This window comes from Flavobacterium glycogeni, assembly GCF_048286775.1.
Classification (GTDB): domain Bacteria; phylum Bacteroidota; class Bacteroidia; order Flavobacteriales; family Flavobacteriaceae; genus Flavobacterium.
Genome location: NZ_JBLVPV010000001.1, coordinates 69,047 through 81,839 on the forward strand (window position 1 = coordinate 69,047; position 12,793 = coordinate 81,839).

The following is a 12,793-nucleotide window of genomic DNA, read 5'->3' on the forward strand; positions in this document are numbered from 1 at the left end:
TTATGTCATTGCGAGGAACGAAGCAATCGCATTTAGTTACTCAATTCGTGTTCTCGTTAGTGTGATTGCTTCGTTCCTCGCAATGACTTGTGTTTGTCGTTTTAGAGTCATTCCGTCATTATATCTTTAATTTCTTCAAATAAATCTTCCCAAGTTGGATTTAAAGTCCGAATTAATTCATTTTTTGCTTCTCTAGAACCTGCTTTTATTTGCTTTTCTCTTGCAATCGCATCACCAATCCATTGAAATTGTTCATAATATACTAATACATTCGCATTGCAACGAGCAGAAAATGAATTAGGATATCTTTTTTCTTTGTGTTCCAAAATTCTTTGCGGAAGATTTGAAGTGACACCAGTATAAACTACGGTTTGGTATTTATTAGTGATGATATAGATAAATCCAGGTTTCATAGTTTTTGTTTGCATTTGTCATTGCGAGGAATGAAGCAATCTCATGTCGTATATCCTTTTCAAAGTCCTTCTTAGTGGGTTTGCTTCGTTCCTCGCAAAGACTTTAGTCTACTTTTTCCCCGCTTCAACGAATTCCAGCGCTTCCAGGCTCACTTTTGAAGTAAATACGCCATAGTTTACTGTTGCTTTGTTTTTTTCAATAGAATCAATCGTTCCCACTGATTTTCCATCAAACATTCGCACGCGATCGCCTACTTTTAGGATCGGTTTTGGTTTTTCAACCACTACTTTCAATTTCTTCTCTTTCTTTTCTTTTCTGATTTCTTCAACCTGAACGGTTACTTCTTGAATGACTTCCTTTTTCTTTTCAATCAATGCTTTTGTTTCTTTGGTTGTCGCTTTTTTGCGTTTTGAATTTTCAATTTCAATTATTTTCAAAAATTCACCTAGCAGTTCTTTCTTATTCTTATTGTTGAAATATTTCTCCGAGATGTCTTCAATTTTTTGACCAATGTAGATTGTCTTCTGGTTGCTGTCATACAATTCCTGATAGCTTTCCAGTTTTTGCTTGATTTTTACATTGATAGTCTCCATTTTCTTGCCTTCTTCGCGCGCTTTTGTTTCTTCTTCTTTTAGCGTTTGCGAGGTTTTCTCCATCTTAGAACGTTCTTTCTGAAGTGTGGCAATCGTTTTATCAAAACGTACTTTTCCGACTTCAATTTTCTTTTTTGCTCGATTGATTAAGCTGAAAGGAATTCCGTTTTTCAAAGCGACTTCAAAGGTGAATGAACTTCCTGCTTGTCCCAAAGCTAATTTATACATGGGTTCCAATGATTTCTCATCAAAAAGCATGTTGGCATTGGTGGCAAAAGGCAATTCGTTAGCCAGAATTTTTAGGTTTGAATAATGGGTTGTAATAATCCCGAAAGCTTCCCGATGGTAGAATTCTTCCAAGAAAATTTCGGCTAATGCGCCACCTAATTCAGGATCAGAACCCGTACCAAATTCATCAATCAGAAACATGGTTTTTCTATTGCACTTCTTTAGGAAGTAGTTCATGTTCTTTAATCGGTAACTATAGGTGCTTAGGTGATTTTCAATAGATTGATTATCTCCAATATCCGTTAAAATTCTATCAAATAAAAAGGTTTCACTGCGTTCGTGAACGGGAATCAACATTCCTGATTGCAGCATCAATTGCAGTAATCCAACGGTTTTTAACGAAATGGTTTTTCCTCCGGCATTAGGACCCGAAATCACAATTATTCGACTTTCCTGATGTAATTCAATGGTTTGCGGATGCGTAATTTCGTTTTTCTGTTTGTTATTCAAATACAAAATAGGATGGTAAGCATCTCTGAAATAAAGTCGGCGCTCTTCCGTAATTTTTGGCAAAATCCCATTTATTCTGTCGGCATATTTTGCTTTAGCAGCAATTACATCAATATCACTCAGGAAATCCTGATATTTGATTAACAGCGGTAAAAAAGGACGAATCTGATTGGATAGCTGTTTTAAAATTCGGGTGATTTCTTCTTTTTCTTCGTATTCTAAATTACTTAATTCACGGGAATATTGTAAGGTAGCTTCAGGTTCGATATAGGCGATACTTCCTGTTTTAGAACTTCCCAAAATCGATCCTTTTACTTTACGACGGTACATGGCTAAAACTGCCAAAACACGTCTGTTTTGCACAAAACTTTCTTTGATGTCATCCAAATATCCTAAAGCATTGTATTGTGTTAATGCTGATCCAAAACTTTGGTTGACTTTACCGCGGACTACATTCATATTCCTGCGGATACTCAATAAATCTGGTGAGGCATTGTCTTTTATTTCACCATACTTGTCGACAATTTCATCGACCATCGTGATGATTTCTTTGGTCAGTTCGACTTGGTTTGCTCTTGCGTTTAAATTTGGATAATAATCCTCGAATTTTCTCAAAAAACTCAATAGGAAATTTACCGTTGAAGAAATAGTGGCGATTTTTCTAAAACTGCCCACTTCCAAGAAACTGTCTTCAATGGCCAAGAATTTTATCTCATGCGTGATGGCGTCAAAACCATGGTTGGGAATGGCATTGTTATTTTGGAAAGACGAAACATATTCTGACGTTTGCATTAATGCTTGCATCAACGTTTCCTTGTCTTTAAAAGGGGTGATTTCTAATGCTTTTTGTTTTCCAATGTCAGTATTACAAATTGTCGAAATGGTTTCGAGAACAGTTGGAAATTGTAAATCTTGTAATGTTTTTTCGGTGATGGATATCATTTTATGATCTAAGTTGTAAAGGTTCAAAGTTACAAAGATTCAAAGTGAAATGCATTAATTTTTTTAGTGGACTTTGCGAAAAACTTTGCGAACTTTACGGCAAAATAAATTACATGCAAATCAATCTCAATCCCTCTTGGCAATCCATTTTATCTGATGAAATCAAGAAACCCTATTTTCAGGATTTAATGGAAACTGTTGCTGAGGAGTACAAAAATCACACCTGTTATCCTCCCAAAGAATTGATTTTTGCTGCGTTTAACTATTGTAGTTTCAAGGACGTAAAAGTGGTTATCATTGGTCAAGACCCGTATCACGGCAAAGGCGAAGCCAACGGTTTGTGTTTTTCTGTAAATGATGGTGTTCGAATTCCGCCTTCGTTGCGCAATATTTTTCGCGAAATGAGTGATGATTTAGGGACTATTTTCATGCCCACTTCCGGTAATTTAGAAGCTTGGGCAAAGCAGGGCGTTTTATTATTGAATGCTTCGCTGACGGTTAGAGAAGACAATGCGAACAGTCATAAACATTTAAAATGGAATGTTTATACCGATGCAGTAATCCAAAAAATTTCGGAAGAAAAAGAACATGTTGTTTTCTTGCTTTGGGGTAATTTCGCCCATAAAAAAGGATTAAAAATCGACCGAAACAAACATTTGGTTTTAGAATCCGGGCATCCTTCGCCTATGAGTGCGAATCAGGGAAAATGGTTTGGGAATAAACATTTTAGTAAAACGAATGAATATTTAAAACAAAACGGATTAGAATTAATTAACTGGATTTCAGAAGATTAATTGTGTGTTTTTAAAATATAAATATTTTTTCACACTGCTTTGCGTGAGTGATGGAAGTGAAGCTCTTTTTTTGGAGAGGCGTTTCAGCCTCTTAAAAAAAAGCGGGAACGTACAGCACGACCCGAAGTTTTTACGCAGGGTCACGCCCAAATTGAAATATTGTTATTGGAAGGATTAAACCATAAATAACACTATTAAAGTGTCTATTTTTTAATAATATCTTCTAAAACGGCTTTATCGGAGTAATTAATCACTTTCAAAGTAACTTCTTGGTTTTTGATTGTTTTTCCTTCGATGATATATAATTTTCCTTTTTTAAGTTCGATATTGCTTTTGTCAAAATCTACATCGCCAAATTGTAATGTATTTTTTATATCGGATGTATCAATCCATTTTTCAGCCAGAATGCGTGATGCTTTATCCGAATAATGGAACGGTTTATTTCTCAAATCATTTAAGACTCTTGCATTTGGAAAATAATTACAACGGGTATCTTTCCCACTAAAAACTAACGCTACAAAAAACAATCCGATAACTAAACCTACTAAGTAATAAGCAAAACGATGTATAAACTTCATGAATTAAATTTTTGGCAAAGGTAGAAGAAAGTTTTCTTAAAAAACAATTAAATTAATGTCGTTGTTTGGTAAATCGTACCAATCGCCAATGGCACTATTTGTGAGGATTCCGTGGTACATATAAACGCCATTTTTCAATCCTTTATCACAGCGAATAGCGCTTTCAATACCACCATCTGAGGCAATTTGCAACAAATAAGGCGTTATGATATTGCTTATGGAAAGCGATGCGGTTTTAGAATATCGGGATGGAATATTGGGCACGCAATAGTGCAATACATTGTTTTTGATAAACGTTGGTTTCTCGTGGGAAGTCACTTCAGAAGTTTCAAAACAACCGCCGGTATCAATACTTACATCCACAATTACAGCGCCATATTTCATGTGTTCGACCATAGTTTCAGTAACAATCACGGGACAACGTTCTTTTCCCCGCATGGCGCCAATAGCGACATCACATCGTCTCAATGCTTTCAATAAAGATTTTGGTTGTATGGTAGAAGTAAAAATACGCTGATTCAAATTATTCTGTAAACGGCGTAATTTTGTAATAGAATTATCAAAAACTTTGACATTGGCACCTAAACCAATAGCGGTTTTAGCGGCAAACTCACCAACAGTTCCTGCGCCCAGAATTACAACATCGGTAGGAGGAACACCGGTAATGTTTCCGAATAATAGTCCTTTTCCAAATTCATTGGTAATCATCAACTCGGCAGCGATAAGAATGGAAGCAGTTCCGGCAATTTCGCTCAAGGATTTGACTGCAGGATACGTACCGTCTTCATCTTTTATGTATTCAAAAGCAAGTGCGGTAATTTTCTTTTTGGTCAAAGCCTCAAAATAGGTTTTCTTTCGGGTTTTCAATTGTATGGCTGATAATACAATCGTTTCAGGATTCATCATTTCAATTTCGGCAAACGTTGGCGGCTCTACTTTCAAAATCATCGGACAACTGAAAACTTTCTTGGTATCATTGGTAACTTCGGCACCGGCATCACAATATTCTTTATCCGTATAACTGGAATTTAGTCCCGCGCCAGCCTCAATCATCACCCGATGCCCATGATAGGTCAGCGAGTTTACAGCGTCTGGAGTAAGGCAAATACGGCGTTCCTGATAACTGGTTTCCTTTGGGACACCTATAAAAAGCTCGCTTTTTTTTCTTGCAACCTCAAGTTTTTCTTCTTGTGGCAATAACTGTTGTTTTGTGAATGGAGTTATAGTAATTGACATTGCTGTTGTTAAATTAATGGTACAATTTACGTAAAAACTTTTAAAAAAAGTACAATATTAACGGGGATAAATACCTTTGAATTTACTGCTGAAATTAACGCATGATTCTTTCCATTTTTATATCGGCTCTTTCATAAATACCGTCTTCTAAAGGTGCTTCTGTAAATCCAAATTTTTCATACAAATGAATCGCCGGCAGTAATTTCCTGTTCGAATATAAAATCAGCTTTTCAATTCCTTTTGCTTCAGCAACAGCAAGGCAATGCAGCATCAGTTTTTTACCAACTCCCAAACCTTGAACACCATCTGTTACCGCCATTTTACTCAATTCATAGGTTATGTTGTCGATTTTTATTAAGGAAACGGTACCTACGATGGCATCATTGTATTTCGCATAAAAAATCATTCCGCCTTTGTCTATAATCTGCCCTTGCGGATCCGAAAGCACGATTTCGTCTTTGGGTTCCACCTTGAAATATTTTCTCAACCATTCCAGGTTCAAGGTTTTTATAGGGGCAGCTAAAGCGGCTGAAAAAGGGATGATTTCTACGGTATTGTCTAAACTCATAATTACTTTTTTAACTTAAGGTTAAAGAACGCTTTCCGTCAGGAAGCAGCGAAATAGTGATAACCGAATGTGTTTCAGGAATCAAATTTGGAATCTTCTCCGCCCATTCTATAAAACACCAATTGCCGGAATACAAATAATCGTCAACACCCATGTCCAAAGCTTCTACTTCATCATTCAATCTGTAAAAATCAAAATGATAAACCAACTGATTGTCATCGGCTTCATATTCATTAACTAAAGAAAATGTTGGACTGCTCGTCGCGCCGGTTACGCCCAGCGTTTTACACAATTGCTTGATCAAAGTCGTTTTCCCAACGCCCATTTCTCCATGAAAAAGAATCACTTTTTTGGGGCTATTTGCAATAATTTGTTTGGCCACTTCTTCGAGTTGGTCCAATGAAAAAATAACATTCATAAATACTAAGTATTCAGTGTTCAGGAATTAGTGTTCAGTTATCTCGGATTTCCGCAAACTGAACACTGAAAACTGACCACTTTTTTTATTTTGGGTTAAACACTAAAAATGGAATAATCATTTCTTCCAATGAAATTCCACCGTGCTGATACGTATTTTTGTAATAACTCACATAATGATTGTAGTTGTTGACATAGGCCAAAAACAAATCATTTTTTGCAAAAATATAAGAACTGCTCATATTTATAGTAGGCAAGCCTACATTTTTTGGTTCTTTTACCGCATAGACATCTTTGTACTCGTACGTCAAGCTACGTCCTGTTTTGTAACGTAAATTCAAACTGGTGTTTTTATCACCCACCACTTTCGATGGATTTTTTACATTTATCGTTCCGTGATCGGTAGTCAAAATCAATTTGAAACCCATTTTTTGAGCCTGTTGGATGATTTCCAATAGCGGGGAATTCTTAAACCAACTCAACGTCAGCGAGCGATACGCCTTATCATCTGAGGCCAGTTCTTTCACGACATCCATTTCTGTTTTGGCATGGGAAAGCATGTCCACAAAGTTGTAAACAACCGTCACTAAATCATTATCTTTTAATGCTTTAAAACCCTCCGCTAATTTTTTTCCGCCGGCAAGACTTGTTATTTTAAAATAGTCTTCCTTGATATTCAAACCCAATCGTTTCAATTGTGCCGTCAAAAATTCTGCTTCAAAAAGGTTTTTTCCACCTTCTTCCGGGTCATTTTTCCAGTATTGCGGAAACTGTTTTTCCATTTCCAACGGTGTCAAACCAGAGAAAATAGCGTTTCTCGCATATTGCGTCGCCGTAGGAAGAATAGAGTAGTAAGGCACTTCTTTTTCCAGTTTATAGTAATTCCCTACGACGCTTTCAAAGGTTTTCCATTGGTCGTAACGCAGGTTGTCAATCACTACAAATAAAATAGGTTTGTCTTTTTTCTTGAGTTCGGGAAGCACTAATTCTTTGAATAAAGTATGCGATTGCACCGGCCTATCGGCTTTTGGTGCAAACCAATCTTCATAATTGCGTTCAATGAATTTTCCAAATTGCGAATTGGCTTCTGTTTTCTGGGATTCCAAAATCTCAACCATGCCCTGATCGTCGATATTCTCCAATTCCAGCTCCCAAAAAATCAATTTCTTATACAACTCAATCCAGTCTTCATAGGAATTCACCATCGCCATTTCCATGGTGATTTTTCTAAATTCCTTCTGATAATCGAGTGTTGTTTTTTGCGAAATCAATCGAGAATGATCCAGATTTTTCTTCAAACTCAACAAAATCTGGTTTGGATTCACGGGTTTGATCAAATAATCGGCAATTTTAGAACCTATGGCTTCCTCCATAATGTATTCTTCCTCGCTTTTAGTAATCATAATCATGGGAACCGATGATTTTTTCTCCTTCATTTCTGACAGGGTTTCCAAACCGCTCATTCCGGGCATATTTTCATCCAAGAAAACAATATCAAAATTGTTTTCCTCAAAAATTGCAATGGCATCAAGCCCGTTGTTACAGGTCGTTACCTCGTAATTTTTCTTTTCCAGAAATAAGATATGTGGTTTCAAAAGGTCGATTTCATCATCTACCCAAAGTATTTTTATTTTATCCATAATTGTATAAACAAGTGTTCTAAAGTACTAAATTAAAGTGCCAAATTACATTTTTTTGTAACGGCTACCTGCTAATATTATGATAATTTTTTAACATACTTACACTACATTTTATAAAATTACAATTTGCTTTGGGTTTGTTTTAGGTTTGGTTCTGGGCGTGTCCCATCCTCCGTAAACTCCGTCCGGGTCGGGCTTCCCGATAGCTATCGGGACGCTATATCTTTCCTTTTTAAAGAAAAAAGGAAAGGATGCCGCTTCCATCCCTCACGCGCTTGCGAGAATGATTGCGGTTCAGTACTGCTTTTGGGTAAGAAAAATTTTCTGAAAACAAAACCAGATTACATTATTTGTAATGAATTTATTATACATTTGGAAATAACAATAATTTGGTATTTATCAGACCAAGCCAGACAATTTTGGGTGGATTGGGATGATTTTATCAAGTATGTACATGATTTGAACGATATTTAAAAAAACTATGAAAAAAAGAATTTTAATAATATTTATATTATTCACAAGTCTAATTTATTCACAAAGTTTTAAAACCAAAATTGAGAAAAATAGATTTATAGAAAGAAAAAACAATAAATATGGAGTTGTTGATAGTCTAAACAACAATATAATTCCATTTAAATACGACTTTATAGAGTTTAAAAATAATAGACTAATTGTACACGATAAAAAATTATATGGTCTTTTTTCCCTTGATAATAAAGAACTAATTCCCGTACAATATCAATTTTTATTACCCAGAAACTACAATAGATTTATTCTTTGGACAGAAAATTCATTATTTGGATTATCTGATTCAAATGGTAATATAGTAATTCCTGTAAAATATATAGATATTTCTTCAACAGAAAATGACGATTTTTATATAACAAAAAACGATAAAAACTTACATGGAATATATGATTATAATGGAAAAAATATAATTGCAGAAGAATATAAATTTTATACTATTGATAACTATAAAATATTTGCTACAAAAAATAATGAACCTCAAATTTTAGACATTCAAAATTTATACGATGTTAAATATTTAGAAAAAGATATTAATTTCATTGAGACTCTTAGACATCATTCTATGGGAGAAAGCTTGTTTCAAATTATAATAAAACAAAATAAATATGGTGTAATAAATTCATTAAATGAATTGATAATTCCATTAATCTATGATGAAATACAATCTTCACAAAACTGGCGATATTTTATTATAAAACAAAACAATAAAGTAGGCTTAATTAACATCAATGGGACTGTTGTAAAAGATGTTATATATGATAACATCGAATTAAGAAAGGAATATATTTTACTAAAAAGAAAAAACATGAAAGATGAAATTTACTCATATGAATATTAAAAATTGTTGCACTACAGACGTTTCATACCTCTAGTGAAATCGTCCCACTCTTACCCGAAAATAAAATTAATTAGAATTACAAAAACATTAACAATATAAAAGAATGTCACACACATTCGCTTGTTAAAATATTTGAAGAAAAACAAAATGATGAAACCAATACTGATTTTAATAGTGCTTTTTTTTACAACAGGATCAAATTCGCAAAGTATTAAGCCAAAAGAAAATAGTAAACCTTTTGTTCTTGGAATTACCGAAGAGATATATTCAAAAGTATTATCAGAAAAAAGGGTGTTAAATATCTATTTTCCGGAGGGGTATCAACAAAACGACACCATTACATATCCTGTAATCTATTTACTGGATGGTTCAGCAGACGAAGATTTTATTCACGTTGTTGGACTTTTTCAATTCAACAACTTTTCTTGGATTAATAGAGTTCCAAAATCAATTGTTGTTGGAATTGCAAATGTTGACCGAAAAAGAGATTTTACGTATCAAACCACCATCGAAGCAGATCAAAAAAGATTTTTAACTTCCGGAAAATCGGCAAATTTCATTTCATTTGTTGAAAATGAACTACAGCCTTATATTGAAAAAAAATACAAAACAAACGATTCAAAAACCATTATAGGACAATCATTAGGCGGACTTTTAGCCATCGAAATTTTACTTAAAAAACCTAATTTATTCAATAAATATATCATAATAAGTCCAAGTTTGTGGTGGGACAATGGCTCCTTATTGCGTCAAAATTCAGCTATTTATCAAGAAAACTTCAATAAAAAAATAGATATTTACATAGGAGTTGGTAAAGAAGGACTTGCACCAAGCGAGATTCCACATGTAATGGAAGTAGATGCAAATCTTTTAACAGAAAAATTAAAAAGTACAAAATCTAAAACTGTAAAAGTAAATTTTGACTATTTGCCACAGGAAGACCATGCCACAATAACGCATCAAGCCGTTTTTAACGCTCTGAGAATTTTGTATCCAATAGCAACTGAAAAGTAAAAAATAGTGCACCCGAACACTCGAATAGGGAAGCGGTTCGATAATAATCCCTCACAGGAATTATTATTTGCAAGCAAAAACAGCGAAACAATTAATTTTAAGATAGGATGAAATGAAAAAGACAATATTGGTAGTTATAGGATTCTTGGCGTCATTTGGACTTGGATCAATTCTCAACTAAAAATGCAATTAAATTAATATGTTAGATAAAAAATATTACGTAAACGGACAAATTGCTCATGAGTTAGTTGGGGACCAATTGACTTATTTTTTCAAAAACGGAAAAGTGAAAGCGAAAGGTACTTTTATAAATGGATTGATGGAAGAAGAGTGTCTGTTTTATCGAGAGACCGGACAGCTTTGGCAAGTTGGAAATTTCAAAAACAGCAAGAAAAATGGTTCTTTTATTCGGTATGACAGAAACGATCAAGTAGAATATCAAGAGACTTTTGAAAACGATAAGATTATTAAAAACAAAAAATGAACACCATAATCCTCAAAACGGAACGATTAATTCTAAGGCCAATTGCATTATTGGATTTAGATTATATTCACGAATTACATTCTTTGAAAGAAACCGATGAATTCAATACGTTAGGAATTCCGGAAGATATTAAAGAAACAAAACTACTATTAGAAAAGTGGATTTTTGAAAACAACAAAGTGCTTACAACCAATTTTACTTTTGCGGTCGAATTAAATACTGGAAGCCAAATTATAGGATTAATTGGAATCAATTTGGGGAAAGTAAAATATAAAAATGCCGAAGTTTGGTTTAAATTCCACAAAGACCATTGGAAAAAAGGCTACGCTACAGAATCTTTGAAAGAAATTCTCCGTTTTGGTTTTAATGAACTGAATCTGCATCGTATTGAAGCAGGTTGTGCGGTGGGAAATATTGGTTCCATCAGCGTTTTGGAAAAAACTGGAATGACAAGAGAAGCCCACACCCGAAAATTGTTGCCCTTGCCATCCGGCTGGTCCGATAATTACGGTTATGCTATTTTAGCAACTGATTAATCATTCGCTCATTCTAAAAAAAAGCATTTTTTATATGATTCCAAGAATTGAAAGACTATCGGAGAAAAAGCTAATTGGCAAACGAATTACACTTTCGTTATCCAATAATAAAACAGCGGAATTATGGAAAAGCTTTATGCCAAGACGTAAAGAAATTCAAAATAATATTGGGATTGATTTGTATTCCATGCAAAAATACGACGCCTTGTATTTTAATACTTTTAATCCCAATACTGAGTTCGAAAAATGGGCAGCCGTTGCTGTAACTGATTTTAATGAAATTCCAGAGGCAATGGAACCGATTGCTTTGGCTGGAGGATTGTATGCGGTTTTTGTTCACAAAGGAGATGTGACGACTGCTTCAAAGACATTTCAGTATATTTTTGAAACTTGGTTGCCCAACTCTGAATACGTTTTGGATGACAGAATGCATTTTGAACTATTAGGAGAAAAATACAAGAATAACGATACCAGTTCTGAAGAGGAAATTTGGATTCCAATCCAACTGAAATAAGAATCCTTCTTATCAAAATTCGCTACTTTTTTGGTTACAAAAATGAACGATGAACCCAATACATTTTGAACTGCTGTCTTTACATTGTAAATACATACGGTATTAAATAATTGGTTTTCAGTTAGTAACGATGCTGTTTTTAGTAAAATTCATAAATTTATTTACTAACTTTATATCTTGTTTCATTAATTAAATTTAAAAAAATGGAAAAAGACATCAAAGGGTATGCCTATGGGCAAGTAGGGCAATCACCGGTAAGCATTGCCGATTTAGAGCTCCTTAAAAAAACGGTATTGTTTACGGAAGAAGATGAAAAAAATCTGCGTCTTGCAGGCGAAGTATTGAAAGACCAAACAAATGAGATACTTGACCTTTGGTATGGTTTTGTGGGGGGTAACGAACACTTGGTTCATTATTTTTCTAAAAATGGACAGCCCAATATGGACTATCTCACAGCTGTTAGAGCAAGGTTTGAACAATGGATTATGGACTTATGCAACAAGCCGTATGACCAAACTTGGCTGAACTATCAACACGAAATTGCTTTGAGACATCACAGTAGTAAGAAAAACAAAACGGACGATGTGGACACCGTTCCTATTATTCACTACCGTTATATGGTAGCATTTATTTTTCCAATCACGGCAACTATCAAAGGATTTTTAACTAAAAAAGGTCACGATGCCGAAACAGTGGAAGCAATGTATTCGGCTTGGTTTAAAGCCGTAACACTTACTGTAATTCTTTGGACGTATCCTTATATCAACAAAAATGAATTCTGATTGAAAACCCTGTCTCGAAAAATTGGAATAGCCGGGTTTTTGTTTTTTCTCATCAAAAGACTAATCGGGTTATTCTTTTTGTTTTTCACCGAATACCATTTTATTTTTAAAAATATTGGAATATTTATTGGTAATATTGTCATTCCGACGTAGGAGGAATCACATAATCAGAATAAC

The 12,793-nt window shown here is 34.3% G+C and carries 14 protein-coding genes; 7 read left to right on the top strand and 7 right to left on the bottom strand.

Annotated elements, in window-relative coordinates:
* Nucleotides 1-107: 107 nt before the first annotated feature.
* Together ACNQGX_RS00275 and ACNQGX_RS00280 are read right to left on the bottom strand one after the other, a co-directional pair.
* A complete protein-coding gene (locus ACNQGX_RS00275) occupies nt 108-428 on the bottom strand; it encodes a GIY-YIG nuclease family protein (RefSeq protein WP_417972949.1) in 321 nt (106 codons plus the stop codon).
* A gap of 93 nt (nt 429-521) precedes the next feature.
* Entirely contained in the window at nt 522-2,687 is a 2,166-nt protein-coding gene (locus ACNQGX_RS00280) for an endonuclease MutS2 (RefSeq protein WP_417972951.1), read from the bottom strand.
* Between the two features lie 113 nt (nt 2,688-2,800).
* Between ACNQGX_RS00280 and ung the strand changes: the two genes are divergently transcribed.
* Complete coding sequence (gene ung / locus ACNQGX_RS00285) at nt 2,801-3,481, top strand: uracil-DNA glycosylase (RefSeq protein WP_417972953.1); 681 nt, start codon at nt 2,801-2,803, stop codon at nt 3,479-3,481.
* 203 nt (nt 3,482-3,684) lie between these two features.
* Here ung and ACNQGX_RS00290 read toward each other — a convergent pair whose 3' ends face one another.
* From ACNQGX_RS00290 to porX, 5 genes are all read right to left on the bottom strand, one after another.
* The gene (locus tag ACNQGX_RS00290; protein WP_417972955.1) at nt 3,685-4,059 is read right to left on the bottom strand and encodes a DUF4258 domain-containing protein; all 375 of its coding nucleotides are present in this window, start codon (nt 4,057-4,059) and stop codon (nt 3,685-3,687) included.
* A 36-nt stretch (nt 4,060-4,095) separates the two neighbouring features.
* Nucleotides 4,096-5,295, bottom strand: a complete 1,200-nt coding sequence (locus tag ACNQGX_RS00295) for an alanine dehydrogenase (protein ID WP_417972957.1) — start codon at nt 5,293-5,295, stop codon at nt 4,096-4,098.
* A 94-nt stretch (nt 5,296-5,389) separates the two neighbouring features.
* Nucleotides 5,390-5,863: a GNAT family N-acetyltransferase gene (locus ACNQGX_RS00300; RefSeq protein WP_417972959.1), complete on the bottom strand. Its 474-nt coding sequence runs from the start codon at nt 5,861-5,863 to the stop codon at nt 5,390-5,392.
* A gap of 10 nt (nt 5,864-5,873) precedes the next feature.
* Entirely contained in the window at nt 5,874-6,281 is a 408-nt protein-coding gene (gene tsaE, locus ACNQGX_RS00305; RefSeq protein WP_417972961.1) for a tRNA (adenosine(37)-N6)-threonylcarbamoyltransferase complex ATPase subunit type 1 TsaE, read from the bottom strand.
* 85 nt (nt 6,282-6,366) lie between these two features.
* On the bottom strand, nt 6,367-7,920 hold the full coding sequence (porX, locus tag ACNQGX_RS00310; RefSeq protein WP_417972963.1) for a T9SS response regulator signal transducer PorX: 1,554 nt from the start codon (nt 7,918-7,920) through the stop codon (nt 6,367-6,369).
* A gap of 481 nt (nt 7,921-8,401) precedes the next feature.
* On the opposite strand from porX, the gene ACNQGX_RS00315 reads away from it, so the two are divergent.
* From ACNQGX_RS00315 to ACNQGX_RS00340, 6 genes are all read left to right on the top strand, one after another.
* On the top strand, nt 8,402-9,286 hold the full coding sequence (locus tag ACNQGX_RS00315; RefSeq protein WP_417972965.1) for a WG repeat-containing protein: 885 nt from the start codon (nt 8,402-8,404) through the stop codon (nt 9,284-9,286).
* Between the two features lie 147 nt (nt 9,287-9,433).
* Nucleotides 9,434-10,300, top strand: coding sequence for an alpha/beta hydrolase (locus tag ACNQGX_RS00320; protein WP_417972967.1), 867 nt, complete (start codon nt 9,434-9,436; stop codon nt 10,298-10,300).
* A 199-nt stretch (nt 10,301-10,499) separates the two neighbouring features.
* Nucleotides 10,500-10,784, top strand: coding sequence for a toxin-antitoxin system YwqK family antitoxin (locus ACNQGX_RS00325; RefSeq protein ID WP_417972969.1), 285 nt, complete (start codon nt 10,500-10,502; stop codon nt 10,782-10,784).
* A complete protein-coding gene (locus tag ACNQGX_RS00330; protein ID WP_417972971.1) occupies nt 10,781-11,320 on the top strand; it encodes a GNAT family N-acetyltransferase in 540 nt (179 codons plus the stop codon). The genes ACNQGX_RS00325 and ACNQGX_RS00330 overlap by 4 nt, the downstream gene beginning before the upstream one ends.
* Nucleotides 11,321-11,354: 34 nt before the next feature.
* Nucleotides 11,355-11,834 (top strand): GyrI-like domain-containing protein, encoded by a 480-nt coding sequence (locus ACNQGX_RS00335; RefSeq protein ID WP_417972973.1) that lies wholly within the window; start codon nt 11,355-11,357, stop codon nt 11,832-11,834.
* 203 nt (nt 11,835-12,037) lie between these two features.
* Nucleotides 12,038-12,616 carry a protoglobin domain-containing protein gene (locus ACNQGX_RS00340; protein WP_417972976.1) on the top strand — a complete coding sequence of 193 codons (579 nt, stop codon included), beginning with the start codon at nt 12,038-12,040 and terminating at the stop codon, nt 12,614-12,616.
* Nucleotides 12,617-12,793: the final 177 nt, after the last annotated feature.

Excerpts from the sequence above, each read along its gene's own strand:
- ACNQGX_RS00275 (WP_417972949.1), bottom strand. The coding sequence starts at position 428 with ATGCAAACAAAAACTATGAAACCTGGATTTATCTATATCATCACTAAT.
- ACNQGX_RS00280 (WP_417972951.1), bottom strand. The coding sequence starts at position 2,687 with ATGATATCCATCACCGAAAAAACATTACAAGATTTACAATTTCCAACT.
- ung (WP_417972953.1), top strand. The coding sequence starts at position 2,801 with ATGCAAATCAATCTCAATCCCTCTTGGCAATCCATTTTATCTGATGAA.
- ACNQGX_RS00290 (WP_417972955.1), bottom strand. The coding sequence starts at position 4,059 with ATGAAGTTTATACATCGTTTTGCTTATTACTTAGTAGGTTTAGTTATC.
- ACNQGX_RS00295 (WP_417972957.1), bottom strand. The coding sequence starts at position 5,295 with ATGTCAATTACTATAACTCCATTCACAAAACAACAGTTATTGCCACAA.
- ACNQGX_RS00300 (WP_417972959.1), bottom strand. The coding sequence starts at position 5,863 with ATGAGTTTAGACAATACCGTAGAAATCATCCCTTTTTCAGCCGCTTTA.
- tsaE (WP_417972961.1), bottom strand. The coding sequence starts at position 6,281 with ATGAATGTTATTTTTTCATTGGACCAACTCGAAGAAGTGGCCAAACAA.
- porX (WP_417972963.1), bottom strand. The coding sequence starts at position 7,920 with ATGGATAAAATAAAAATACTTTGGGTAGATGATGAAATCGACCTTTTG.
- ACNQGX_RS00315 (WP_417972965.1), top strand. The coding sequence starts at position 8,402 with ATGAAAAAAAGAATTTTAATAATATTTATATTATTCACAAGTCTAATT.
- ACNQGX_RS00320 (WP_417972967.1), top strand. The coding sequence starts at position 9,434 with ATGATGAAACCAATACTGATTTTAATAGTGCTTTTTTTTACAACAGGA.
- ACNQGX_RS00325 (WP_417972969.1), top strand. The coding sequence starts at position 10,500 with ATGTTAGATAAAAAATATTACGTAAACGGACAAATTGCTCATGAGTTA.
- ACNQGX_RS00330 (WP_417972971.1), top strand. The coding sequence starts at position 10,781 with ATGAACACCATAATCCTCAAAACGGAACGATTAATTCTAAGGCCAATT.
- ACNQGX_RS00335 (WP_417972973.1), top strand. The coding sequence starts at position 11,355 with ATGATTCCAAGAATTGAAAGACTATCGGAGAAAAAGCTAATTGGCAAA.
- ACNQGX_RS00340 (WP_417972976.1), top strand. The coding sequence starts at position 12,038 with ATGGAAAAAGACATCAAAGGGTATGCCTATGGGCAAGTAGGGCAATCA.